Source organism: Pseudoclavibacter sp. AY1F1, from assembly GCF_002931075.1.
GTDB lineage: Bacteria > Actinomycetota > Actinomycetes > Actinomycetales > Microbacteriaceae > Pseudoclavibacter.
Genome location: NZ_PSTQ01000017.1, coordinates 1 through 23,138 on the forward strand (window position 1 = coordinate 1; position 23,138 = coordinate 23,138).

The 23,138-nt window shown below is 68.5% G+C and carries 21 protein-coding genes and 1 tRNA gene; 9 read left to right on the forward strand and 13 right to left on the reverse strand.

What is annotated here, in order from left to right; all coding sequences use genetic code 11:
• The first annotated feature begins 148 nt into the window (after positions 1-148).
• Positions 149-2,140, forward strand: a complete 1,992-nt coding sequence (locus tag C5B85_RS19300) for an HNH endonuclease signature motif containing protein (protein ID WP_181064493.1) — start codon at positions 149-151, stop codon at positions 2,138-2,140.
• A 334-nt stretch (positions 2,141-2,474) separates the two neighbouring features.
• Positions 2,475-3,110: a dihydrofolate reductase family protein gene (locus C5B85_RS17615; RefSeq protein ID WP_104287316.1), complete on the forward strand. Its 636-nt coding sequence runs from the start codon at positions 2,475-2,477 to the stop codon at positions 3,108-3,110.
• 189 nt (positions 3,111-3,299) lie between these two features.
• On the opposite strand, the gene C5B85_RS17620 is transcribed toward C5B85_RS17615, so the two are convergent.
• Positions 3,300-5,852 (reverse strand): MMPL family transporter, encoded by a 2,553-nt coding sequence (locus C5B85_RS17620; RefSeq protein ID WP_104287317.1) that lies wholly within the window; start codon positions 5,850-5,852, stop codon positions 3,300-3,302.
• 255 nt (positions 5,853-6,107) lie between these two features.
• On the opposite strand from C5B85_RS17620, the gene C5B85_RS17625 reads away from it, so the two are divergent.
• Positions 6,108-6,767 (forward strand): TetR/AcrR family transcriptional regulator, encoded by a 660-nt coding sequence (locus C5B85_RS17625; RefSeq protein ID WP_104287352.1) that lies wholly within the window; start codon positions 6,108-6,110, stop codon positions 6,765-6,767.
• 26 nt (positions 6,768-6,793) lie between these two features.
• Here C5B85_RS17625 and C5B85_RS17630 read toward each other — a convergent pair whose 3' ends face one another.
• The 8 genes from C5B85_RS17630 to C5B85_RS17670 all read right to left on the reverse strand — a co-directional run bounded on the left by C5B85_RS17630 (position 6,794) and on the right by C5B85_RS17670 (position 15,001).
• The gene (locus C5B85_RS17630) at positions 6,794-7,327 is read right to left on the reverse strand and encodes a histidine phosphatase family protein (protein ID WP_104287318.1); all 534 of its coding nucleotides are present in this window, start codon (positions 7,325-7,327) and stop codon (positions 6,794-6,796) included.
• Positions 7,327-8,805, reverse strand: a complete 1,479-nt coding sequence (locus C5B85_RS17635) for an ABC transporter ATP-binding protein (RefSeq protein WP_104287319.1) — start codon at positions 8,803-8,805, stop codon at positions 7,327-7,329. Before C5B85_RS17635 ends, C5B85_RS17630 begins: the two co-directional genes overlap by 1 nt.
• Positions 8,806-9,063: 258 nt before the next feature.
• Entirely contained in the window at positions 9,064-10,755 is a 1,692-nt protein-coding gene (locus C5B85_RS17645; RefSeq protein WP_104287321.1) for an iron ABC transporter permease, read from the reverse strand.
• A 39-nt stretch (positions 10,756-10,794) separates the two neighbouring features.
• A complete protein-coding gene (locus C5B85_RS17650) occupies positions 10,795-11,838 on the reverse strand; it encodes an ABC transporter substrate-binding protein (protein ID WP_104287322.1) in 1,044 nt (347 codons plus the stop codon).
• Between the two features lie 6 nt (positions 11,839-11,844).
• The gene (locus C5B85_RS19305; protein ID WP_181064494.1) at positions 11,845-12,042 is read right to left on the reverse strand and encodes a hypothetical protein; all 198 of its coding nucleotides are present in this window, start codon (positions 12,040-12,042) and stop codon (positions 11,845-11,847) included.
• Positions 12,043-12,075: 33 nt separating this feature from the next.
• Complete coding sequence (locus C5B85_RS17660; RefSeq protein WP_258070895.1) at positions 12,076-12,918, reverse strand: metallophosphoesterase; 843 nt, start codon at positions 12,916-12,918, stop codon at positions 12,076-12,078.
• A complete protein-coding gene (locus C5B85_RS17665) occupies positions 12,915-13,691 on the reverse strand; it encodes a tyrosine-protein phosphatase (RefSeq protein WP_181064495.1) in 777 nt (258 codons plus the stop codon). Before C5B85_RS17665 ends, C5B85_RS17660 begins: the two co-directional genes overlap by 4 nt.
• Positions 13,692-14,119: 428 nt before the next feature.
• On the reverse strand, positions 14,120-15,001 hold the full coding sequence (locus C5B85_RS17670) for a MurR/RpiR family transcriptional regulator (RefSeq protein WP_104287324.1): 882 nt from the start codon (positions 14,999-15,001) through the stop codon (positions 14,120-14,122).
• A 39-nt stretch (positions 15,002-15,040) separates the two neighbouring features.
• On the opposite strand from C5B85_RS17670, the gene C5B85_RS17675 reads away from it, so the two are divergent.
• The 4 genes from C5B85_RS17675 (at position 15,041) to C5B85_RS17690 (ending at position 17,715) form a co-directional block, all read left to right on the forward strand.
• Positions 15,041-16,021, forward strand: coding sequence for an NAD(P)H-quinone oxidoreductase (locus C5B85_RS17675; RefSeq protein WP_104287325.1), 981 nt, complete (start codon positions 15,041-15,043; stop codon positions 16,019-16,021).
• A 333-nt stretch (positions 16,022-16,354) separates the two neighbouring features.
• The gene (locus tag C5B85_RS17680; RefSeq protein WP_104287326.1) at positions 16,355-16,828 is read left to right on the forward strand and encodes a hypothetical protein; all 474 of its coding nucleotides are present in this window, start codon (positions 16,355-16,357) and stop codon (positions 16,826-16,828) included.
• A gap of 36 nt (positions 16,829-16,864) precedes the next feature.
• Positions 16,865-17,485: a DJ-1/PfpI family protein gene (locus tag C5B85_RS17685; RefSeq protein ID WP_104287327.1), complete on the forward strand. Its 621-nt coding sequence runs from the start codon at positions 16,865-16,867 to the stop codon at positions 17,483-17,485.
• Positions 17,485-17,715, forward strand: a complete 231-nt coding sequence (locus C5B85_RS17690; RefSeq protein WP_104287328.1) for a DUF1272 domain-containing protein — start codon at positions 17,485-17,487, stop codon at positions 17,713-17,715. The genes C5B85_RS17685 and C5B85_RS17690 overlap by 1 nt, the downstream gene beginning before the upstream one ends.
• 81 nt (positions 17,716-17,796) lie before the next feature.
• On the opposite strand, the gene C5B85_RS17695 is transcribed toward C5B85_RS17690, so the two are convergent.
• Both C5B85_RS17695 and C5B85_RS17700 read right to left on the reverse strand, forming a co-directional pair.
• A complete protein-coding gene (locus C5B85_RS17695; RefSeq protein ID WP_104287329.1) occupies positions 17,797-18,846 on the reverse strand; it encodes a 2,3-butanediol dehydrogenase in 1,050 nt (349 codons plus the stop codon).
• Complete coding sequence (locus C5B85_RS17700) at positions 18,843-19,721, reverse strand: SDR family NAD(P)-dependent oxidoreductase (RefSeq protein ID WP_104287330.1); 879 nt, start codon at positions 19,719-19,721, stop codon at positions 18,843-18,845. The genes C5B85_RS17695 and C5B85_RS17700 overlap by 4 nt, the downstream gene beginning before the upstream one ends.
• A gap of 114 nt (positions 19,722-19,835) precedes the next feature.
• Between C5B85_RS17700 and C5B85_RS17705 the strand changes: the two genes are divergently transcribed.
• Positions 19,836-20,426, forward strand: a complete 591-nt coding sequence (locus C5B85_RS17705) for a TetR/AcrR family transcriptional regulator (protein WP_104287331.1) — start codon at positions 19,836-19,838, stop codon at positions 20,424-20,426.
• 250 nt (positions 20,427-20,676) lie between these two features.
• Positions 20,677-22,077 (forward strand): NAD(P)/FAD-dependent oxidoreductase, encoded by a 1,401-nt coding sequence (locus tag C5B85_RS17710; protein WP_104287332.1) that lies wholly within the window; start codon positions 20,677-20,679, stop codon positions 22,075-22,077.
• A gap of 121 nt (positions 22,078-22,198) precedes the next feature.
• On the opposite strand, the gene C5B85_RS17715 is transcribed toward C5B85_RS17710, so the two are convergent.
• Together C5B85_RS17715 and C5B85_RS17720 are read right to left on the reverse strand one after the other, a co-directional pair.
• Positions 22,199-22,783, reverse strand: coding sequence for a hypothetical protein (locus C5B85_RS17715; RefSeq protein WP_219819447.1), 585 nt, complete (start codon positions 22,781-22,783; stop codon positions 22,199-22,201).
• Between the two features lie 231 nt (positions 22,784-23,014).
• Positions 23,015-23,087, reverse strand: a tRNA-Arg gene (locus C5B85_RS17720).
• Between the last annotated feature and the right edge of the window lie 51 nt (positions 23,088-23,138).

Sequence of the window (23,138 nt, forward strand, 5' to 3'; positions counted from 1 at the left end):
GGCGGGGTGGCTGGGTACAGCAAGACGAGAGAGGGCCGGGTCGTCGCGAGCCAGCCGGCAAGCGGCGACGTGGCGCGATCAGTCAGATTTTCCACGCGAAGTGACTCGCCATGCACAGAATGTCGGTGGTCCACGAGACGATGAAGGCATGCAAAACGAACCGGTGGACATCGAGGCGCCGCAGCCTGCGGTGCCCGGCCGTTCCGCTCGCATCCGGGAGGTACGCGACCGCCTTGCGGCCTGCCTTGGTGTCGATCCCGCCGTCGTCGACAGTGCTTGCCAGGAGGCCGAAGACCGCACGGTCGGCCACCGCCGCACTCTGCTGATCTACGCGCTCGCCGACAACCAGCGGCAGCTCAACCACTTGCACGGCGAGCAAGCCGAGCTGCACGCTCGGGCACTGGAGATGGGGCTCCGCAGCGACGAAGTTGCCGGCACTTCGAGCCCTGCGGTCGAAGTACGGTCGCTTGCGGCTGAGATCGGAGCCGTGTCTGGCAGGTCGCAGCGGTCGGTGCAGATCGAGTTGGGTCGGTCGGATGCGATGGCCAACCTGTTCGAGCCAGTCCAGGTGTCGATGAAGTCCGGGGCGATCAGTCGTGCGCACGCGCTCGTGATCGTCGACGCCGGCCTGCGCATCGTGCATCCCGACCCTGCCGAGCTCGCGCGTCGTCGGGAGGAGTTCTGCCGGGTGGTGCTCGAGAAGGCGGTCTCCACGACTCCCGGGCGCATCAAGGCGATTGCGGAGCGCGCCGCGGAGGAGCTCACGGAGGAGTCGCTCGACGAGCGGTTCGAGCGGGCACGACGTACGCGCAGGGTGATGCTGTCCCAGCTCGACGATGGGCTCGGCGAGCTCACGATCATCGACTCCTACGCGAAGCTCCGGTTGGTCTTTGACCGAACGACGAGACAGGCACGAGTCATCAGCGACGCCGAGCGAAGGGCAGCGAGGGAAGCCAACGCAGCCCAGTCGGCTCACCAGACCGACGTTCCTCTCCCCGAGCCGCGGTCACTCGATGAGGTGCGAGCCGATGTGCTGGGCGACAGCTTCCTCAGGGCGACGCCCGAGGAGTTGAAGGGCCGAGACCCGATCAAGGCGAGGGTCGCATTCGTGGTGCCCACCGAAGGGTTCCTTGCACCGGCAGCACCTCCGCGCCGCGGAACCCGGCCAGGCCAACCACCGGGTCCGCCTGGGACAGCCGCAACACTGCCACCGCGAGTGATCTCGACGCCGGCGCTCCTCGACGGCTACATCCCCGTGCCTACCGCGGAGGTCCGTCGTCTGATCGACGCGGCTCCAGAGTTCGAGCGCATCTTCACCGACCCGATCAAGGGCACGCTGGTCGAGGTCGACACCTACCGTCCGACGAGTGCGATGCGACGACGTCTCTCCGTTCGCGACGGGCGATGCCGGTTTGTGGGCTGCATGATGCCGGCGAACCGTTGCGAGATCGACCACACGGAAGCTTGGGAGGAAGGCGGCTCCACGAGCCTCCCCAACCTCGGCCACCTCTGCAAGGGCGACCACACGGGCAAGCACCACGGAGATTGGGCCGTCGAGCAGCTGCCCGACGGCGTCTACGAATGGAAATCGCCCACCGGTCTCCTCTTCAGCGATGAACCAGTCAAGTTCGGACGACTCACCTCACTGCCCCAGCCGCACCCCTCGCCCCTGACGCAGCCTGCCGCGGACGCCCAATCCCCAGACCCGCCAGCTCTTCGAGAACCAGGTGAGCCGTACAATCCCGCGAACCCAGGCGACGCTGGCGACGCTGGCGACGCTGGCGACGCTGGCGACGCTGGCGACGCTGGCGACGAGGATCATCGCAAACGCTTCCCGAACCCTGGCGACGAGGATCATCGCAAACGCTTCCCGAAGATTGGGTATCTAGAGGAGTTCCGGCGTGAGCGCGCGGCGAAGAAGGCGGCCATCGAGGCTGAGGCCTTGCGGACGCGTCAACCGGAGTTCCGCCCCACAGCGCAACAGGGCACGGCTGATGCAGCGCAACAAGGCACGGCTGATGCAGCGCAACAAGGCGCGGCTGATGCGCTTGAGCGGAATATGCCGGAGGGCGGGACGAGAACCGGAGGACGAGCGGTCGAGGAGACCTCGGGCTCCGCACAAGATCCACCGCCCTTCTAGCCCTTCGGATTCCCACCCCGCTCACCGTTGGCAGGGCGTCGAGCAGTCGTACATTGAGGCAAGGGGCGCAGGAAATCGGTGCCACTCGCCAACACGACGAGGGCGACACGTAGTAGGGACACATCCCAGGGACACGTAGCAGCTGCCGTCGCAACAGCGCCAGTCGCGGCAACAGCGCCCGCCGCGGGAGCAGCAAGCGCTCGAACAGCAAGCAGCAACGCGCAACAAGTAACAAGTAACAAGTAACAAGCCAAAAGCAACAAGCCACAAGCAACAAGCAACAAGCTCACGAGTGCGAATAGGCAAGCTCACGAGTGCGATCAAAGGAGACGCCATGGCTGGTCAGATCATCATCGATCTTTTCACGACGCTGGACGGGGTGCAGCAGGCTCCGGGCGGTCCGGAGGAGGATCCGGAGGGCGGCTTCCGGTACGGGGGTTGGCAGGCGCCGCTGATGGATGAGGCCGAGGGCGACGCGGTCAACGAGGGTGTGCAGAGCATGGATGCACTGTTGCTGGGAAGGAAAACGTACGACATCTTCGCGGCCTACTGGCCTCAGTACGCGGGTGGCCCCTCCGACAGCATCGCGTCGGTTTTCAACAGGATCCCGAAGTACGTGGCGTCGCGGGGACGCCCCGATCTCTCGTGGGAGACCTCGCACCTGGTGGGGACCGATCTTGCTGCCGAGGTGGCGGAGATTCGGGATCGGCACAACAGCATTCATGTCGTGGGGAGCGTCAACTTCGCTCAGGCGCTTGTGCGCGAGGGGCTCTTCGATGTCCTGAATCTGTGGGTGTATCCGGTGGTGCTGGGGTCAGGGAAGCGCCTCTTCCCCGACGACGGGCCACCCCTCGGGCTCACGCTCCTTGAGCCGCCCGTCGCTTCTCCAGGAGGATGCGTGCTCCTTAAGTACGGCCCAGGAGGACCCGTCGAAACCGCCGACATGGACGAGGCCCTCCGCGAGCGCTGACTGGCGCAGGTCAGTGGCACTCACACAGGCGATGGCCGCCGCGCAGGTCCATAGCTTTCGGCAGGTCGGTAGCACCAGTACAGGTCAGGGAAATCTGCGAATCGAGTCTTGGAAAGCGGGAGAGCAGTTACGGCGAACTGCCGCTCCGAAATCCCGGAGCGGCAGTTCGTCGCAGGCCACACGCGAGCCTTAGTGCACCGGGTGCTTGCGCTCCAGCGCGGCCCCTTCGACGTCGACGTTCGGCATGATCTTGTCGAGCCACTTCGGGAGCCACCAGGCGGACTTCCCGAGGAGGTGCATGAGCGACGGCATGATGAGCATGCGCACGATGAACGCGTCGAGGAGCACACCGAACGCGAGACCGAACCCGATCGAGCGGATCATGGTCGACTCGGCGAACACGAACCCGCCGAACACCGACACCATGATGAGCGCCGCAGCGATGACCACGGCCCGCCCGGCCCGGAAGCCCTGCACGACAGCAACCCTCGCCTCAGCCCCGTGCACGTACGCTTCGCGCATCCCGGACGCGAGGAACAGCTGGTAGTCCATGGCGAGCCCGAACAGAATGCCCACGAGGATGACGGGCAGGAAGCTCAGGATGGGCCCCGTCGCGTGCAGCCCGATGAGGTCGGCGAACCATCCCCACTGGAAGACGGCCACCACGGCCCCGTACGTCGCGAAGAGCGACAGGATGAACCCGCCCGTCGCGATGAGCGGCACGAGGATCGACCGGAACACGAGGATCATGATGAGCAGCGACAGCCCCACAACCAGCGCGATGTAGAGCGGCAGCACCGAGTTGAGGCCCTCGGAGATGTCGATGTTGATTGCCGCCTGACCTGCAACGCCGAGCGTGATGCCATCCTCGATCTCAGGCAGAGCACGGAGCTCGCCGACGAGCTGCTCCGTGGAGATGCTGTTCGGCCCCTCCGCCGGCACGACCTGGAAAGCCGTCAGGCTCTTGTTGTCGGAAACCCCGATCGGGGCGACCGCCGTGACGTCGTCGAGCGAAGCGAGCTTCTCCGCGACAAGCACCTGCTTGTCGAGCACACCCGCATCGTCGAGCCCCTCCGGCAGCGTCGCAGTGACGAGCAGGGGACCCGTCGTGCCCGCCCCGAACTGCTCCTCCGTGATCGTGAACGCCTGGTAGGACGCCGACTCCTCAGGCTCCGACGACCCATCGGGCAGGCCGACCCGCATGGAAAGCGCGGGGATGGCGACCGTGAGCAGCACGGCAACACCAGCGAACACGGTAACAATGGCCCGCCACGTCGGCATTGCCTTCAGCGGTGCCGCATGCGCGGCCCGCACCTGACCCGTCACGACCCCGACACCGCCGGTCGCGGCCCCCTCGGGGCCCGTGCCGTGCAGCTTGCGGATGTGCGCCCGCCTCCGCCTGTTGAGCACACGCATCCCGAGCTTGCCGAGCAGCGCCGGCGTCAGAGTGACCGCGATGAGCACAGCGATGAGCACGCAGACCGCGCCAGCCGTGCCCATAAGCCCAAGGAACGGGATGCCCGTCACGTTGAGAGCCAGCAGGGCGACGATGACCGTCGCACCGGCGAATACGACCGCGTTGCCGGCGGTGCCGTTCGCGAGGCCGATCGACTCTCGCACGTCCATGCCCTGCATGAGCTGCTTACGGTGCCGGTTCACGATGAACAGCGAATAGTCGATGCCAACCGCCAGGCCCAGCATGATGCCGAGGACAGGGGTGACCGACGCCATCTGCACAACACCGGAGAAGGCGAGCACGCTGACAACACCGATCGCAACACCCACGAGGGCCGTAAGAATAGGGAGGGATGCGGCCAGCGCCGACCCCAGCAGCACCAGCAGCACGATGGCCGCGAACACCAGACCGATGGCCTCGCCGATGCCGAAGATCTGCGGGACGCTCTGCGCGATGTCCGTCGAGAACGCCACGTTGACGCCCTCCACGGGGTGCGCCTCGAAGTACTCGATGACCCCCTGCTTGGCCTCTTCGCTCAGCTCAAGGCGAGGCTCCGTGAACGACACGTTGACGATGGCCGTCGACCCGTCCTCAGAGACGAGGCTGATGCCATCCGAAAGTTCGACGAGGGTCGCGCCGTTCTCCAGCTGCTGCAGCTGCGTGTCGATCTCGTCCTGCGAGGCGTCCAGCGCGGCCTGCTGCTCGGCGAGCGCCTGCACCTGAGCGTCGAGCTGCGCCTGCTGCCCCGCGATCGCCTCAACCTGGGCGGCCGGATTGCCTGCAGCTACGAGCTGCTGCTTCGCCGCGTCGAGCTGCGCCTGCGCTGCATCGAGCTGCGCCTTGCCACCGTCGAGCTGGGCCTGGCCCGCATCAAGCTGCGCCTGCCCCGCCTCAATCTGAGTGCGCCCGCTCTCGACCTGCGCCGCCTGACCCTCGAGCTCGGCAGTCGCCGAGAACGGGTCGATGACGTCCGCAACGTCGGCGAGGTCGCCGCGATCCGCGATGACAGCGCTGATCTCGGCGCGCTGCGCATCCGTGAGCGCCGAACCGTCCGCAGTCGAGTACACGACGGTGCCGGATGCGCCAGCGAAGTCCGGCAGCTGCTCCTCGAGGTCCGAGATGACCTCACCGGATGCGGTGCCGGGCACATCGAAGCTCGACGAGAGGCCCTTGAAGCCAATCAGGAACCCGCCGACGGCGAGCCCGAGGATGACCAGCCAGGCCCCCACGACAACCCACACTCGGCGGGTCGCGAAGTTCCCCAGACGGTACAGCAGTTCGGCCATCAGCATCCTCTCGGCGCACGCATCGTGCGCGCTCGTTCGTAGTGGCGCGCCGCCCGAAACCGATCACAGAGACCGAAACCGATCACAGGGACCGCAAACGACCACAGGGACCGCAAACGACCTCAGGGACCGCAATCGAACACAGGGACCGAAACGATCGCAGGATCGAGGCCGATCGCAGGGACCGACGTGGGAGCGCCGCCCTAGATCATACGCAACGTCTCGTCTACGCAGTTTGTGAATATGATGGCGGGCATGCCAGAGCAAGCCGCAGACGTCTCAAAGCAAGCGCCAGATGTCTCAGAGCAAGCCGCAGGCGTCGACGAGCGCACCGCTTCCGGCCACCGCCAGGGCCCCGTCCGCAGCGAAGCGGCGCGAGTCGCGGTGCTCCAGGCGACCTCGAAGCTGTTCGCCGAGCGCGGCTACGAGCGCCTCACCATGGAGGGCGTCGCCTCCGAAGCGGGCGTCTCCAAGCAGACCATCTACCGCTGGTGGCCCTCGAAGGGCGCACTCGTCTCCGACTGCCTCCTCCAGGGACAGCTCTTCCCGGACCGCTTCACGGTGCCGAACTCGGGCGAGCTGCGCCGAGACCTCACGGCTTGGCTCGACACCATCCTCGCGCTGCTCGGCCAGCCACAGGGCGAGCTGCTTGTCCGCTCCCTCATCGCCGCCTCGGTCGAGAACGCCGACATCGGCAGGCGACTCCACGAGAGCCTCGGAGCCAGCCAGTCCCTCACCGAGAGGTTCCAGATCGCCATCGCCGACGGCCAGCTCGCGCCGGATGCACGCCTCGAGGAGATCGGCGAGGCGATCATCGGCGCGCTCCTCCTCCGCGCTCTCAGCCGAAGCGAGTCGAACGCGGGGAGCATCCAACGCCTCCTCGACGCGTTGCTCGGGCCGGCGCTCCCCGCTTAACGTCCGCGCAACTCAGCCCCAGGACCTCATTCCCCCAGGAAGCGGGCTGTCGGCCATCCCGAGGTGGGCTCGAGAAGCACGACCTGCCCGTTCAGGATGCGCGGGCACGCAACCCCGGTGACAGCTTCGATTCCCGCGCGAAGGAAGACGCCGTGACTCACGACGACCGCCGTGCCCGGCGCAGCCAGGAGAGCAGTGAGCGTGGACCCTGCCCGCTCGCCGAGCTCGGCCGCAGTCTCCGAGCCCGGGTAGGCGCCGGCCGGCCAGCGCTCGGCGGCCTCGGCCACCTGCATCCCCTCGGCCTCCCCGAAATCGCGCTCGATCAGCCCAGGTTCAACAACCGGGGCGGCCATCTCGAAGTGGGAGCCGATGATCGCCGCCGTCTGCGCCGCTCGGGTCAACGGAGATGTGACCACGCGCCCCCACTGTGCACGGGCGAGCAGCCTGCCCGCGGCGTGCGCCTGCAGTTCGCCGTGCGCATCGAGGGCGATGTCGCTGCGCCCCTGCAGCCGCCGCTCCAGGTTCCAGGCGGTCCGGCCGTGCCGCACGAGAGCCAGCATCACGCGGCAAACACAGACGCCGCACCTGTGACCCCGAGCGCACTGGAAGCGTCGGCTGCGCTGGGCGCGTCGGATGCACTGGAAGCATCGGATGCGCTGGACGCGATGGCTGCGCTGGACGTGGTGGGCGCGATGGCTACGGCGGAAGCGTCGGATGCGCTGGGCGCGATGGCTGCGCTGGGCGTGGTGGGCGCGGTGGCTACGGCGGAAGCGTCGGATGCGCTGGGCGCGATGGCTGCGCTGGGCGTGGCGGATGCGGCTCCGGCTCCGGCTCCGGCTCCGGCTCCGGCTCCACCGTAGATACGCGCCTTCGTGATATTCACCGCGACCTGGTCGCCGACCTTCGGGCGGACTCCGTGGGTCCGCGCTCGCAGCCGCAGGCCGGCCCAGTCGAGGACCAGGTCGCTCCCTTCCGGAGCGAAGAGTGCCGACCTGACCGTGGCGACACTGGCGACACTGGCGACACTGGCGACACTGGCGACAGCAGTAGCACACCGGTCGTCGGTGACAGCGGTGACAGCAGTGGCAGCAGTCGCAGCAGTCGCAGCAGTCGCAGCGGTCGCAGCGGTCGCAGCGGTGGCGGCAGTCGCATCAGACCCCAGGATTTGCACCACGACGTCGCCCGGGAGGATGGCAGCCTGCACCGCCTCGTACCCATCCGACGGATGTATCTCGAGCCTGTCCGTGTCTACGTAAAGCGGGTGTGCATCCGCTGCGAAACCCGCTTCCCCGACAGTCCCGTCGACGATCGTGGCGTCGGACAGGAACTTCGCGATGAACGGCGATGCGGGACGCGTCACGAGCTCCTCCGGGGTGCCGAGCTGCTGGATGCGCCCACCGTCGAGCACCGCCACGCGGTCGGCGAGGGCAAGCGCCTCCGAGCGGTCGTGGGTGACGTGCACCACCGTCAGCCCGAGTTCCCGCGTGAGTGTGTGCAGCTCGAGCCGCAGGCTGTCGCGCAGCGGCTCGTCCAGCGCGGAGAGCGCCTCGTCGAGCAGCAGCACGCGAGGCCTCGCGATGAGTGCGCGGGCGATCGCGACCCGTTGCCGTTGCCCGCCGGAGAGTGTCGCCGGGTTGCGTTTCGCGTACCCGGCCAGCCCGACCATCTCGAGCGCGTCCTCGACACGGCGGACGCGCTCCGCCTTCGCGACCTTGGCCCGACGCAGCGGGTAGTCGACGTTTCGGCCGACGTTCCAGTGCGGCCACACGGCGTGCTGCTGGAACACCATCCCGAGCTCCCGCGCCTCGGGCGGCACGGTGGTTCCTGCACCGGCGACAACCCGCTCGCCGATGCTCAGCTGCCCGGAACTCGGCGCTTGGAAGCCCGCGATCGTGCGCAGGAGCGTCGTCTTGCCCGAGCCCGACGGGCCGACAAGCGCGAGGAACTCACCGTCGCGCAACGCGAGGTCGATGTTGTCGAGGCCGACCGTGCCGGTCGGGAAGCGGACGGAAACAGAGTCGAGAGTGACGGATGCCACGGTGTGCCCTTCGAGAAGGTCGAACGGATGGGGGACGCGGGAATGGAGGGACACGGGAATGGGGGACGCAGGAATGGAGGGACGCGGGAATGGAGGGACGCGGGAATACGGGAATACGGGAATGCGGGAATGCGGGAATACGGGAATGGAGGGAGGACCGAGCAGGCGCTGGGCCCCCGCTTCAGCGCCCTCGTCACTTGGGCTCTCGTCACTTGGGCCCCGCGTCACTTGGACGCCCGCGTCACGTAGGCGCCCGCGTCACTTGGGCGCCCTCGTCGCGATGCCGATGACGGCGACGCCGAGGAGCGCGACGATGAGCGAGAGCGCGGCCGCCGTGTTGAACGCGCCGGCCTGCTGGAGGTTGAAGATCGCGACGCCGAGGGTCTGCGATCCGGGCGAGAGGAGCAGCACCGACAGTGTCAGCTCACGCACCGCGGTGACGGCAACAAGCACGGCCCCGGAGATGGCGGCGGGCGCGGCCATGCGGCTGGAGATATCGACAAGCGCGCGCATCCGCCCCGCTCCCCCGATCCTGGCGGCTTCCTCGGCGCTCGAAGGGATGCTCGCGAGTGGTGCCGCCACGGCCTGCACAACGAGCGCAGTGAACGAGGTGACGTAGGCGCAGAGGATCAGCCATGGCGTGTTGAAGAGCCCGATGTGGGGCGCGAGCACGAGCCACGCGACGGCGATGACGATGCCGGGAACCGCCTGCGGCAGCATGGCGAGCGCGCGCAGGGGGCCGCTGCCGCGCATCCGCGTTCGGGTGACGAGCACGGCGATGCCGAGCCCGAGGAGCCCGCAGATGACGGCCGCGAGCACGGCGAGCATCACCGAGTTCGTGGCACCCTGGATGGAGTTCGCCGAGGTCACGGCCTTCACGACGTTGTCGAGCGTCAGGTTCTTCGGCGCCAGCGCAAGCCCGGGCGCGCGGAGCAGCGACTGCTGCAGCAACGCGAGCAGCGGCAGCACCGTGACGGTGACCACCAGCGCCCAGGTCACGACGGAGGCCGGGATGCGCCCCTTTCCAAGCGGCAGGAGCTGCGGGGCAGACGACGACGAGTCGAGCTCCCAGCGGCTCTTGCCGATCAGGAAGTCAACGATCAGCGCCGCCAGCGCGAGCACCAGGAGGACAACTCCGATGGTCGCGACGACCGCGAGCGGCTCATCCACGGTCCCCGACTGCAGGTAGCGGTAGACGAGCGTCGCGAGGGTTGTGTACTGCTCGGGCAGGCCGATGATCGACGGAATGCCGAAGTCAGCGAGATTACCCACCGCGATGAGCACAAACGACGACAGCAGCGCTGGACGAAGCAAGGGGACGGTGATCGTGAAGATGCTGCGCGCCGGGCTGGCCCCCGCGATGCGCGCCGCCTGCTCGAGGTCGGACGGCACCCGACGCAGGGCGGCCGAGACGATGAGCATCGCGATCGGGTAGCTGTGCACGGTGAGGAGCAGGATGACGCCGTCCACGCCGTAGATCGACCACAGCGGACCGCCGAAGGCCTGCGCCCACCAGAGGTTCACGGGGCTCGTGGGCCCTGCGATGCCGAGCCAGGCGATCGCGCCGACGAACGGCGGCACCAGTAGCGGCGTGAGCGCGAGCAGGCGCAGCCCGCGACGCCCAGCGAGGTCGGTGCGGTCGAGCAGCACCGCGAGCGCCGTGCCGACTACAACAGCGCCGAGCGCGGATGCGCCGGCCGAGACGAGGCTGTTCGTCGCGGCCTCAACGACGTCGCTCTGCCAGAGGACGTGCAGCTGGGATCCGCTGGCCGCGAGCACGAGGATCGCGCCGATCGGAACGAGCACCAGTGCGGCGACGGCGACCCAGAGAGTGAGCGAGAGGCCGTGCACCCCGTCGAGATTGGGACGCGAAGCCGCCGGAACCGCCGCGGAGGCGGTGCCGCTGCGAACAGCGGCACCGCTCCCGGGTGTTGTGGCCGATGTGATCATGAAAGGAACTGTGCGCTCATGAGGGGAACAGGGTGCTTCTTAGAGGAACAGCGTGCGGAACTTCTCGACGGCCGCATCCTGGCTGGCGCGGATGGTCTCGAGCTCCGGCGAGAGGATCGTGATCTCGTCCATGGACGGGGCACCCTCCGGCGTTCCCACGTCCTCCCGCACCGGCAGGTACGACTGGCTGACGGCGAGCTCCTGACCTTCGGAGCTCACGAGGAAATCGACGAACGCTTTCGAGGCCTCTGCTTCCTCGGTGCTCGCGAAGATACCGACTGGCTGCGACACGTACGGCACGCCCTCCGTCGGGTAGGAGACCGCGATGGGCGAACCCTGGGCTGCGAGTTCCCGCGCCAGGTAGTCGACGACGATGCCGACGGGCTGCGCGCCCGTCGCGATGGCCTGCGAGACGGGGCCGTTGCTGTCGGCGATCACAGGCTTGTTGGCGGCGAGCTTCGTCAGCCACTCTTCCCCGAGCGCGGGCTCGTCGAGCCACACGGCGGCGTTGTACGCGGCAGCACCCGACACGTCGGGGTTCGGCATGACGAGCTTGTTCGCGTACTCGGCGCCGGTGAGCTCAGTCCACGACGTCGGCGGCTCGCTGACAAGCCCTGTGTTGTAGGCGATGACGGTCGGGATGATGCGCGTGCCCGTGTAGTACCCCTCAGGGTCGACGATGTCCTGATTGAGCGACTCGACGTCGGTCGGCGAGTACTGCAGCAGCAGCTCGTCGGCCGCGTAGTCCTCGAACGTGCCGGCGTCCGCCGCGAGGAAGACGTCGGCCTGCACGCCGCCAGAGGCCTGCTCGGTCGCGACCCGCGTCGTGAGGTCGCCGGTGCCCGCACGGAACACCTCGACCGTCACCTCCGGGTGGACCTCGTTGAAGGCCGTGACAAGCGCATCCGCCTTCTCTTGCGGCTCTGACGTGTAGAGCGTGATCGTGGCGGCTTCAAGCTCGGAGGTTGCGGAGGGGCTGGCGTCGCCGCTGGCGGCGGTGCTCGGGGTGCTGGCGCAGCCCGCGAGGAGGACGCCGGCGAGGCCGAAGGCCGCGAGCGCGGCCGGAGTGCGGAGGGAGTTCATGATGACCTAACTGTTCGAGGGGAGAGCGGGTCTGGGGTGCTGCGAGGGGAAAGCGTTCGGGCGACAGGAGGAGGGGGAAGAGAAGAAGAAGAAGAAGAAGAAGAAGAAGAAGAAGAAGAAGAAGAAGAAGAAGAAGAAGAAGAAGAAGAAGAAGAAGAAGAAGGAGAAGAAGGGAGAAGAAGGGAGAAAGAGGGAGACCAGCAACGCACGCAGCATGCGCTCGCGGAACAGGGCCGCTCAGGGCGCCGGGGTGAGGGTGAACAGCGGGGCGGGATGCTCGACGCCGACGCTGGATGCGCTGACGCCGTCCGCGGCGAGGTGCACCAGTGAGTACATCGAGCGGTCGAAGCCGCTCACAGTGCCCGGTGCCGCATCCATGACCTGGTGGTAGGCGAGCGCCGGACCGACGGAGACGTGCACGCCGCGGATGGTGGCGGAGAGCGGATGGTGGAAGTGCCCGGACAGGATGGTCCGGACGTCGGTTCCCTCGACGATGTCGAGAAAGTCAGCGGTGTCCCGGAGCCCGGCACGCGCCAGCATCGGCAACGGGGATCCGAGCGGCGGGTGGTGCATGACCACGACGGTGCCGGCGGGCGCCGCGCTTGCAAGCTCAGCTTCAAGCCACGCGAGCTGTTGTGGGCCAAGCGACCCCGCTGACGAGTCGAGCAGCAGGAAGCGCCACTCACCGACTCGCACAGCGCGAGGAGCCGCCGCGACGTCGGGCTGGCCGACGTCGGGCTGGCCCTCTGGCGCCTCGTGACCCGGCAGGATGCGCGCTGCGGTGCGGTCGTCGTGATTGCCGAGCACCGTCAACACGGGAACATCCCACGACGCCGCCAGCTCGAGCAGCGCCTCGCGAAGCGCAGGGTAAGCGGCCTCGTTCCCCCGCTCGATAAGGTCACCGCTGATCACGATCGCCTCCGGGGTGACGCCCGCGGCCCGCGCATAGCGACTTGCCGCGCGCATCCGCTCGATGCCGTCGATCGACCCATAAAGGGGTGCACCCGCAGTCGCGTGCACGTCGCTCAGGTGCAGCACCGTGGTGCGCGGCGGCGCGACGCATTCCGAGACGGTGCTCACGAGGCGACCGCCGGAGCCGCTGACCCTGCCGGCACCTGCGCCGGCACCTGCTCCTGCTCCTGCTCCTGCTCGTGTGCGTACGCCTGCGCTTGCACTTGCGCTTGCACTTGCACCTTCGCCTTCCCGCGAAGGGCGCCCACCTGTTCGTCGGTGAGGCCGTGCCCACGCAAGTAGGCTTCGGCACCGCCGAGTTCGCGCAGCACGTCAAGCGCGTACTCGATTGCCGCCGGCGGGCTGTCGAGGTGGAGGCGCAGGATCTCGTCCCGCTGCTCCGACGGGTACGCGGCCGCGACCGCGAGCGCGAACGGCTCACGCACGGCTCGGACCTCAGCGCCGGAGCGGGCGTAATCGGCAACCACTTCACTTTCACTCGCGCCGCCGACAAGCTGGGCGAGGGCCACGACAAGCCCCGTGCGGTCCTTGCCAGCCGTGCAGTGCACGAGCACCCCGTGCTCCGCGTTGGCGAGCACCGCGACGGCCTCGGCGAGCGCGCCGCCTCGGACGCGGAGGAGCGTCTCGTAGATGTCCTCGAGGCGCCCGGCGACAGGCGGCTCGCTCCCGTACAGCGGCACCTGGCGCACCGGGATGCCGTGGTCGCGGATTCCGGATTCGGCACGCTCGCGGAGGTCGAGGATGAGCGAGACGCCGAGGTCACGCAGGGCGGTCTCACCGCCGACTGTGAGCGCGTCCGGCGAGCCGGCGCGGACGATCCAGGGGGTCGTGGCGTCCGCGGCTCGGGCGTTGAACAGCCCGTCGATCTCAATTGCCCTCACGAGCACCTCCTGTTGCATGGGTTAGACAGACCCACTCGCTGAGTTCCGAGCCGTTACAGGGTTTCCGACTGTTACATCGATTCCGCACGGCTTGGAACGTCGTTACATCGGGAGTGTGACGAGCCAGGGTGAACGCCCGGTGACGAGCGTCGAGCGCGCGGATGAACTCAGGGCGACGAGTCCGCACGGGAGCCGACCGAGGGCGATAAGTGGTGCGCTCAGGTGCTGCGCGCCCCGCCCATCGACATCGACCCTGATGACTTTTCGCGACCGGTGATGGGTAAAAACCCATCACCAGTCGGCGAAACCCAGCACGAGCATCCGCAAAAACCCATCACCGCTGCGGAAACCCGGCAAGAGCCGGCGCCGCTCATTGCGGTCGCCCCGGGAGGGAGCAGCACGTCGCGAGCGGGCGAGGGCCTCTGAGCTCAGTCCTCGGAGAGCGCGTCGGCCACGACGTGGCGCATGCCGACCACCTCGTCGTCGCCGAGCTGCTGAGAGAGCGCGGAGTGGAACGCATGGAGCACGATCGTGTGCCCGAGGCGTGCGAGGAACGGGTCGATGTCGTGCGCCGTGCCCGCCGGCCCGGTCGTCACGGCGACGTCGGCGACGCGTCCGAGCGGCGAGCGGGCGTAGCTGGTGACCAGGATCACGGTCGCGTCCTGCGCGCCCGCGGCTTCCGCCGCCCGCAGCGATTGCACGTTCGCGCCCGAGTAGCTGAGCACGAGGCATACGTCGCCGGCCGAGAGCGAGCGCACGGCGAACTGCTGGGCGAGCGCATCCACCGGAGCCTCCACGGAGTGGCCGAGTGTGCTCAGTCGCATCGCGAAGTCCTGCAGGGGTGGCCCCGAGAAGCCGCTGCCGACGAGCACGATGCGGCGGGCTCGTCGCAGGGCCGCCACGGCAGCGACGATGCGCTCAGGGTCGACGTTCTCCTGAGCGAGGCGCACAGCGTCGATCGCGTCGTCGAAGGTGCTCGCCTCCCGCGCCGGTGCCTGCTCACGAGGGGCGAGCGGGGCCGACCGGGCGAGGTCGAGGCGCAGGTGCTGGAAGCCGCGGAAGCCGAGGCTCTGGCAGGCGCGGATGACGGTGGCCGTCGAAGTCCCCGCGGCGTCCGCGAGCTCGGCCGTCGACCACTCTACGACCTCATCCGGTCGCGCAAGCACCATCTGCGCGACCTTGCGCTCGCTCGGGCCGAGGGCGGCGGATGCGGCACGAACGCGCGCGAGCACGCTCAGCTCTGGCCGGGTCACACCGGCCTCTCGCCCCGCAACGCCCACCTGCCCTGACGTGTGCGGGAGGCCTGACATGTGAGGGAGTATAGGCGGCCGCGTGAAACACTGGCCCCCATGCGCGCAATCACGGTTCCAACGCCAGGCGGGCCAGACGCCCTCACGCTCTCCGAGGTCGACGACCCCACCCCCGGTCCGGTCGAGGTGGTCATCGACGTGGCGGCCGCGGGCGTGAACCGAGCCGACGTCGCGCAGCGCGAGGGCAACTACCCGTCACCCGACGGCGCACCCGAGTGGCCCGGCCTGGAAGTGAGCGGCACGGTGGTCGCGCTCGGCGCATCCGTCACCGCGTGGAAAGTCGGCGACTACGTCGTCGCCCTCCTGCCCGGAGGTGGCTACGCGGACAGGGTCGCCGTCGACGAAGGCCTCGTGCTCCCCATGCCGAGGCGCGTCGACCTCGTCGAGGCGGCCGGCCTCCCCGAAGCCGTCGCGACCGTCTGGTCGAACCTCTTCATGAACGCCGGCCTCAAGGCTGGGGAAACGCTGCTCGTGCACGGTGGCACCAGCGGAGTCGGCACCATCGCCATCCAACTCGCCACCGCCCTCGGCGTCACCGTCTACGCGACCGCCGGCTCACCCCAGAAGGTGGCCGTGACCGAGCATCTCGGCGCCACCCGCGGCATCAACTACCGCGAAGAGGACTTCGTGGACGTCATCGCCGAGGCCACGGACGGCCGCGGCGTCGACGTCATCCTGGACATGGTGGGTGGCGACTACCTCGCCCGCGATGTCACGGCGCTCGCCCCCGGCGGGCGCATCATGGTCATCGCCGCCCAGGGCGGCAATGACGCCACCATCAACGTGGGTCGCCTCATGCAGAAGCGCGGCCGAATCTGGGGCACCACGCTGCGGGCGCGGCCACTGGATGAGCGGCGCGAGATCATCGCGCAGGTCCGCGAGCACGTGTGGCCGCTCGTCGAAGCCGGCAAGGTGCGGCCCCTGCTCGACACGGTTGAGACCCTCGACTTCGCGCACCGCGCCCACCGCCGCATGGAGTCGGGCGACCACGTCGGGAAGATCCTCCTCGCCGTGCGCTGAGCACCCACCTCGTCGCCCGCTGAGCAACATCGGTTGGCGCGCGGATTCAGGGCCGGTTCCACGACTGGACTCACAACCCGACTCAGGACTGGGCCCATGACGGGGCCCACGACTGGAATCAGCATCGCGCGCTGCGCGCTGCGCGCTGCGCGCCGCGCGCCGCGCGCCGCGCGCCGAAAACCGCATTCCTGCAGACGGATCCTGGGTGATTTCGCTGACTTGCATCACCGATCAGGAACGGCAGTTCCGCGTCACCACCTGGCGCCGCGTGAGGGGTTAGAGTCCCGGCATCAGCAAGCGTTCCGGGGGGAGCGCGCCGTTCCGGGGGGAATCATGTGTCGAGTTGATGGCGACCAGTTCGGGTCGAAGAGCGGGGCGAAGACGCCCCCAGGGGCCCAGTCGAGCACAGGTGCCGCGTCGGGCAGAGCGTGTAAGTCGAACGCCGACTACGACCACATCGTCGAGCGAGACACCCTCCCGCGCCCGCGGGCAGGCGACTCGTGGACCCGCGAGCGCGGCTACGCCGTCAAGTTGAGCGGCGACGACTGGCTCTTCTTCACAGCCCTCGAACCCGCCTACGCGTACGGACGCGCGGGCCGCATGTCCACCCGGGCCACCAGCTGGTCGGTGCGAGAAGCGGTCATCGAGGTGAAGCTCGACCAGAGCACAGGCCATGAGGAACGCACACTCCACCTCCTCTTCGGGGCGGACCACGCGTACCGCAGCAAGGCGAGCGATCGGAAGCTGCTCAGCGACTTCGTCGCGGGCGTCACCGGCCGCATCGCGCACTGGCCGATCTCCGCCTGAGCCGGCCTCCGGGTTCGCGCCTGCGAGAATGACGGCATGTCCGAAGCGAAGCGTCGCGTCACCGTTGTCCTGTTCGAGGGGTTCGAACTTCTCGACGTGTTCGGCCCGGTCGAGCTCTTCCGACTCGACCCGTCGCTCTTCGACGTCGAGCTGATCGCCCCGGAAGCGGGACCCGTCCGCAGCTCTCAGGGTGCGGAGGTCGTCGCGACGAGCGGATTCGCCGAGGCCGCGAGCCCCGACATCGTGCTGGTCCCTGGCGGCCAGGGCACGAGACCGCTCGCCGTCGACGCCGACTTCCTGGACTGGCTTGCGACCTGGGCGGCGGATGCGCGGCTCGTGACATCCGTCTGCACCGGTTCCGCGCTCCTCGCGGCCGCCGGCCTCCTCGATGGGTTCCGCGCGACCTCGAACAAACGCGCCTTCGCGTGGGCGTCATCGCACGGCACCACCGTCGACTGGGTGGCGCAGGCGCGCTGGGTGGAGGACGGGAACCGGTGGACCTCATCCGGAATCGCCGCAGGCATGGACATGACGGCGGCGATCATCGCCGCGATCCACGGGCCGGAGGTCGCCGCGCAACTGAGCGACGCCGCAGAACTGGAAGTGCACACCGACGCGAGCTGGGACCCGTACGCCGCGAAGAACGGACTCATCTGATGGCCCTCGAACTCCGCCCGAACTGCGAACGCTGCGACCTAGACCTGCCGCCTCACGCCGAGGCATACATCTGCACCTTCGAGTGCACGTGGTGCCGAGACTGCGTCGCCACGTTCCCGGGACGGGCCTGCCCGAACTGCGGTGGCAACCTCGAACGGAGACCCGTTCGTCCCGCGTCGAAGCTCGCCGCGAACCCCCCGAGCACGGTGCGTGTGCACGCAGGCTCCTAGCGGAAAGTTTCCCCTCGAAGCGGAGCGCGCTGGGCCGGCGCATCTGCCCAGCGCACTCGCTTCCTGCACCATGTCACTCGGCTATGCGCGTACGAGGACCTTCATGCCCTTGCCCGCGCGCAGGCTCTCGATCGCCCCGACCACGTCGTCGACCGCGACGTCGTCAACCCAGCCGTCCGCCGTGTATCCGCCAGCCGCCATCGCCGCGATGACCGCGTCGAAGTCGCTCTGCAGGTAGGCGAGCGTGCCCACGATCGCGGTCTCCCCCATGACAAGCTGCGTCGGCAGGAAGTCCATGGGCCGCTCGTGGATGGCGACGACAACAACTCGGCCGCCTGGCGTGAGGTTCGCGAGCGAGGCCGCCACGGCGGGCCCGACTCCGGCAGCGTCGAACGCCACGTCCACGCCGTCACCGCCCGTGAGCTCAGCGACGCGAGCCGACAGGTCATCCTTCGTGGGGTCGACGAGATTCGAGGCGCCGACGCCGGCGATCGCCGCCCGGCGCCCTTCGCTCGGCTCTGAGACGATGACCGTCTCGATGCCCTTGGCGCGCAGCGCGAACCACACGCCGATGCCGATGGGGCCGGCGCCAGAGATGAGCGCCGTCTGCCCCGCCTGCACACCGCTCTGCTCGACCGCATGCCAGGCCACGGCCATCGGCTCGACAAGCGCCCCCAGGCGCAGGTCGACGTTCTCGGGCAGCACGTGCAGCTTGGTTGCATCCACCGTCGTGAACTCGGCCATGCCGCCGCCGTGCGACGAGAGGCCGTGGAAGCCGATCTTCGTGCACACGTTCGGCTTGCCACGACGGCAGGCGGCGCACTCGCCGCACGCGTAGATCGGCCAGACCGCGACCCTGTCGCCGAGCTGCACCGAGTCGACACCCTCCCCGAGCTCGACCACGGTGCCCGAGAACTCGTGGCCGAGGATCTGCGGCGGCAGCGAACCCGTCACGGGGTGCGGATGCTCGAAGTCGAGGCCGGAGCTCTCCGGCGCGTAGTACACGTGCAGGTCGGAGCCGCAGATGCCCGCATACGCGTTGCGCAGCTTCACCTGGCCGGGACCAGGCGTCGGCTCGGCGACTTCCTCGACGCGCACATCCTCCTTGCCGTGGAACACCGCCGCCTTCATGCGAGGAACTTCCGCAGGTCGGGGTAGCCGGTCGTCGACCAGGCGCCGTCGACGACGAGGTTGTCGCCCGAGATGTAGGAGGCGTCGTCGCTCGCGAGGAACAGCGCGGCGGACGCGATCTCCTCCGGCTGGGCTGCGCGGCGGAACGGGATGCGCTCGTCGTAGGCCTCCTGCACGCCAGGAATGTCGGTGAGCCCCTTTGTGAGCGGGGTCGCGACGAGGCCGGGCGAGACGGCGTTGACGCGGATTCCGTGCTCACCGAGCTCAAGCGCCGCCTGCTTCGTGAGCATGACCGTGGCCGCCTTCGACGCCGTGTAGCCGACACCGAAGTGCATGGGCACAAGCGAGTTGAGGGATGCGACGTTGACGATCACGCCTGGCTTCCCCTCGGCGAGGAACTGGCGGGCGGCGAGGCGCGTGCCGTTGAAGGCGCTGTAGAGGTTGAGGCGGACTGTGAAGTCCCAATCGGCGAACGAGATTTCGGTGAGTGTCCCCGCGCGGGACCCGCCCGCGACGTTGAAGAGCGCATCCAGCGTGCCGAACTTCTCGACGGTCTCGGCGACGAGGCCCGCGAAGTCGTCCTCGTCGGTCACGTCGGTGCGACGACCGGTGACGTTCTCGCCGAACGTTGCGCTCGCGGCCGCGACGAGCTCCGCGTTGATGTCGGCGACGACCACCGAGGCGCCTTCCGCGACGAGGCGCTCCGTGATCTTCGCTCCGATGCCCGAGACACCTCCCGTAACGATCGCGACCTTGCCGGCGAACCGGCCTGGGCTTGGGCTTGGGCTTGGGCCAGCGCTCGGGACAGCGCTTGTGCCAGCGCTCGTGCCCGGTCCGACTGTGGCAGCTCCGCTCGAGCCTGCTTCTTGCGACATTGCTCACTCCGTTCTGCCCGCCGTCGTTGGCGGACGAACCCAGACTACGCCGCCTATCAGTCACCTGTCAGATAGTTTGCCGAGTGGATGCGCAGCACCCCATAGGGTGGGCGGATGGATCCGCGTCAGGCACGAACCCGCACGGCCCTGCGCGCGGCGATCTACGAGCTCGCGGCCGCGCAGCCCATCACCGAGGTGACCGTCGCACAGGTCGCCAGGGCGGCCGGCATCACACGCGACACCTTCTACCGGCATGCCACAGCCCCGGAGGGCCTCCTCGCGGCGTTCCTGGGAGAAGAGATCGACGCGCTCATGGCACCGATGGAGTCGCTGCCCGCCAGCAGCGGCACCGAACTGAGCGTCTTCGACGAGCCAGAACGTCAACTCCTGCGGCACGTCGCACGCCACGCAGAGATCTACCGCAACGCCATGACCCCTCGGTTGACCGGGCCAGTTCGCGACACCCTCGTCGACCGCATCGAGGCCGGCCTCCTCGCCCACCTCGAGCGGCACGCGGAGATCGCGCCGGCCGCCCAGCCTGGCATCGCCCGCGAGCGCCACTTCCGCCTCCTCGTCGCCTACGCGGGCGGCGGAACCGTGAGCGCCATCGAAGCGTGGCTCCGCGAGGGAGACCTCAGCGATGTGGATGCGGCAGCCCGCACGATCATCGCCGCATCGCCGGACTGGTGGCTCGGCCGCGCCTGACACGGCCGTGAGCCCCTCCCTGCGCCTTGTGCCACGTGCCGTGTGCCATGTGCCATGTGCCTTTTGCCCCGAGTCCCGTGCTCTGTGCTCTGTGCCCTTGTGCTCTGTGCCCTGTGCTCTGTGCTCTTGTGCCCTGTGCTCTTGTGCCCTGTGCCCTCTGCGTTTCTCGTTCGTGGCAGAGGGCTGGGAGTTGCATGACCATGCCCCTGGGACTCCTCGCCCACGAATCCCGGCGGCTAGCGTCGCTCTGATGACCCCCACCTCGAATGGCGACGCTTCGTCAACAGGCCAGGCTGCGCAGCCCACCCGCCCGAAGCAGAAGAAGGAGCAGGAGCCGCGGCACGAGCCCAAGCAAGCGCCGACGCTCACCACGTACCGCGTGCTCGTGATCGGCGGCGGCAACGCGGGCCTGTCCGTCGCGGGGCGCCTCCAGCGAGCCGGCATCGAGGGCGTGACCGTCGTCGAGCCGCGTGAGCACCATGTCTACCAGCCGCTCCTCTCTCACGTGGCGGGCGGCACTGCGAAGGCAAGCCAGGCCACGCGGCCGCAGGCGGACGTCATGCCGGGCGGTGTGGCGCTCCTCCGCGACGCTGTCGCGTCCGTCGAACCTGAGACGTCGTCCGTTGTGCTCTCCTCCGGGAGGCGCGTCGGCTACGAGCACCTCATCGTCTGCCCCGGCATCCAGCAGGACTGGGACTCGACTCCCGGTCTCCGTGCCGCCCTCGCCGCCCCGAGCACCGCATCCAGTTACGAGATCGGGCTCGCCGACAAGACCTCCCGCATCCTCCGGGACCTGCGCGGTGGCACGGCCGTGTTCGTGCAAGCGCCGGAGCCCGCGTCGTTCGCCGGGGCCATTCAGAAACCGATGTACCTCGCCTGCGACTACTGGCGGTCGCGTGGCCTGCTCGACCGCATCCGGGTTGTGCTCGTGCTGCCCGACGCGTCCCCACTTGGCGTCCCGGAGATCGACGAAGAACTTGAGCGACGGATCGCTGACTACGGCATCGAAGTACGCCGCGAGACTCGACTGCGTGAGGTGCTCGGCGACGCGAAAATCGCGGTGCTCGCAACGCCTGCTGACTCAGGGACAGGGACAGGGACAGGGACAGGGACAGGGACAAACGCACCCACAGGGACAGCCACAAAAACAGGCGCAGGCGCAGAACCCGAGCGCATCCCCTACGACGCGCTCATCGTCGAGCCACCGCAGCGCGCCCCCGAGTGGGTCACCGACTCGGGCCTCGCCGGTGCGGTCACCGGGGAGGAAAGCGAGCGCGGGTTCGTGGACGTGGACCCGCGCACGCTCCAACACCGCCGGTTCGCGAACGTCTGGGCGCTCGGCGACGCGGCCGTCTCGCGCAGCCAACGCTCCGGCGGCGCGCTCCGGAAGCAGACAAAAGCGCTCGCCGAGAACCTCGTGAGCGTGCTCCGCGAGGAGGCGCCGCAGAGCCAGTACGACGGTTACACCGTCGCCCCGTTCACCGTGTCGCGGTCGAGTGTCGTGTTCGCTGAGTTCGACGACAGCGGCAAGCAGCGTCCGAGCATCCCCTTCTGGAAGGGCCTCGCCCGCGAACGCCACCTCACGTGGGTCTTCGACCGCCACGTGCTGCCCTGGGTCTACTGGAACCTCATCCTGAAGGGGCGCGCGTAGCCGCTCGAAGGTTGACCCCGCGGGTCACTCCAGTCGAAGGACGCGGCTCGCGCCCGTCGGGTAGTTGGGGCACCCCGCTGAGCGCACAGCGTTATGAACGCACAGCACTACAAGCACAGCGCTAGGTGCGCGGCTCCCAGTCGACCCAGTCGTAGCCGACGTCGTCGCAGGCGTCATCCACCTCGTCGAGCGCCGCTTCGATGGTTCCCGAATCTGGGGCGGCCGCGTGAGCCTTCGCCGCATCCCAGATGAGCCAGTCGTCTCGGTCGGAGGCACGCCCCGTGAACGTGAACACGAGACGGCCGACGGCATCGGCGACAGCCGGGTCGGAAGCGGCGGCGTCCCGCGACGCGAGCAGCTGGTCGACGGCGGCAGTGAACTGGGCCCCGGCCTCCTCGTCGCCGTCGAAGCGCGCGCCATCCGCAGACAGTGAGAACATCGCATCCGTCGCGGCGTTGGCGTCCTGACACACAAGCGCGTCACCCTCGAGCCCCTCAGCGAGCGGGAAGACCGTCGGCGCGGGGGTTGCGGGCGCCGCCGTCGCGAGCGCCTCAGCACTTTCGGATGCGGCAGGTGACTCGGACGGCCCCGACCCGATGCGCTCCGCGAGCGTGCATCCGCTCAACAGGACCCCAGCCGCGAGTGCACCCGCGGCACTCAGAACAATCGATCGTGGACGCAACGTCTCCCCCAGGGCTCTCGGCAACCGTTCCACCCTACGAGCTGCCCCTGAACTCGAGCCAGACAACCTCGCGACAAGCAGACTCGAGCCAGACAACCTCGAAACAAGCAGACCCGAGCCAGACAACGTCGAAACAGTCCAGCCAGAAACCGACGAGCCTGAAACCGACCAACCTGAAACCGCAAACAAAAAAGGCCCGCTTTCGCGAGCCTTTCCTGCATCTGTCTCAACACAGAGCTTCGTACCGAAGTACTGTGCGCCCGAAGGGATTCGAACCCCTAACCTTCTGATCCGTAGTCAGATGCTCTATCCGTTGAGCTACGGGCGCCGGGTCTTTCGCCTGCGCGATTGACCAGGGGATAGCTTACACACGACCTCG

Excerpts from the sequence above, each read along its gene's own strand:
- C5B85_RS17670 (WP_104287324.1), bottom strand. The coding sequence starts at position 15,001 with ATGTCAGGCCTCCCGCACACGTCAGGGCAGGTGGGCGTTGCGGGGCGA.
- C5B85_RS17615 (WP_104287316.1), top strand. The coding sequence starts at position 2,475 with ATGGCTGGTCAGATCATCATCGATCTTTTCACGACGCTGGACGGGGTG.
- C5B85_RS17690 (WP_104287328.1), top strand. The coding sequence starts at position 17,485 with ATGGCCCTCGAACTCCGCCCGAACTGCGAACGCTGCGACCTAGACCTG.
- C5B85_RS19300 (WP_181064493.1), top strand. The coding sequence starts at position 149 with ATGCAAAACGAACCGGTGGACATCGAGGCGCCGCAGCCTGCGGTGCCC.
- C5B85_RS17705 (WP_104287331.1), top strand. The coding sequence starts at position 19,836 with ATGGATCCGCGTCAGGCACGAACCCGCACGGCCCTGCGCGCGGCGATC.
- C5B85_RS17645 (WP_104287321.1), bottom strand. The coding sequence starts at position 10,755 with ATGATCACATCGGCCACAACACCCGGGAGCGGTGCCGCTGTTCGCAGC.
- C5B85_RS17710 (WP_104287332.1), top strand. The coding sequence starts at position 20,677 with ATGACCCCCACCTCGAATGGCGACGCTTCGTCAACAGGCCAGGCTGCG.
- C5B85_RS17625 (WP_104287352.1), top strand. The coding sequence starts at position 6,108 with ATGCCAGAGCAAGCCGCAGACGTCTCAAAGCAAGCGCCAGATGTCTCA.
- C5B85_RS17700 (WP_104287330.1), bottom strand. The coding sequence starts at position 19,721 with ATGTCGCAAGAAGCAGGCTCGAGCGGAGCTGCCACAGTCGGACCGGGC.
- C5B85_RS17650 (WP_104287322.1), bottom strand. The coding sequence starts at position 11,838 with ATGAACTCCCTCCGCACTCCGGCCGCGCTCGCGGCCTTCGGCCTCGCC.
- C5B85_RS17675 (WP_104287325.1), top strand. The coding sequence starts at position 15,041 with ATGCGCGCAATCACGGTTCCAACGCCAGGCGGGCCAGACGCCCTCACG.
- C5B85_RS17630 (WP_104287318.1), bottom strand. The coding sequence starts at position 7,327 with ATGCTGGCTCTCGTGCGGCACGGCCGGACCGCCTGGAACCTGGAGCGG.
- C5B85_RS17680 (WP_104287326.1), top strand. The coding sequence starts at position 16,355 with ATGTGTCGAGTTGATGGCGACCAGTTCGGGTCGAAGAGCGGGGCGAAG.
- C5B85_RS17695 (WP_104287329.1), bottom strand. The coding sequence starts at position 18,846 with ATGAAGGCGGCGGTGTTCCACGGCAAGGAGGATGTGCGCGTCGAGGAA.
- C5B85_RS17685 (WP_104287327.1), top strand. The coding sequence starts at position 16,865 with ATGTCCGAAGCGAAGCGTCGCGTCACCGTTGTCCTGTTCGAGGGGTTC.
- C5B85_RS17620 (WP_104287317.1), bottom strand. The coding sequence starts at position 5,852 with ATGGCCGAACTGCTGTACCGTCTGGGGAACTTCGCGACCCGCCGAGTG.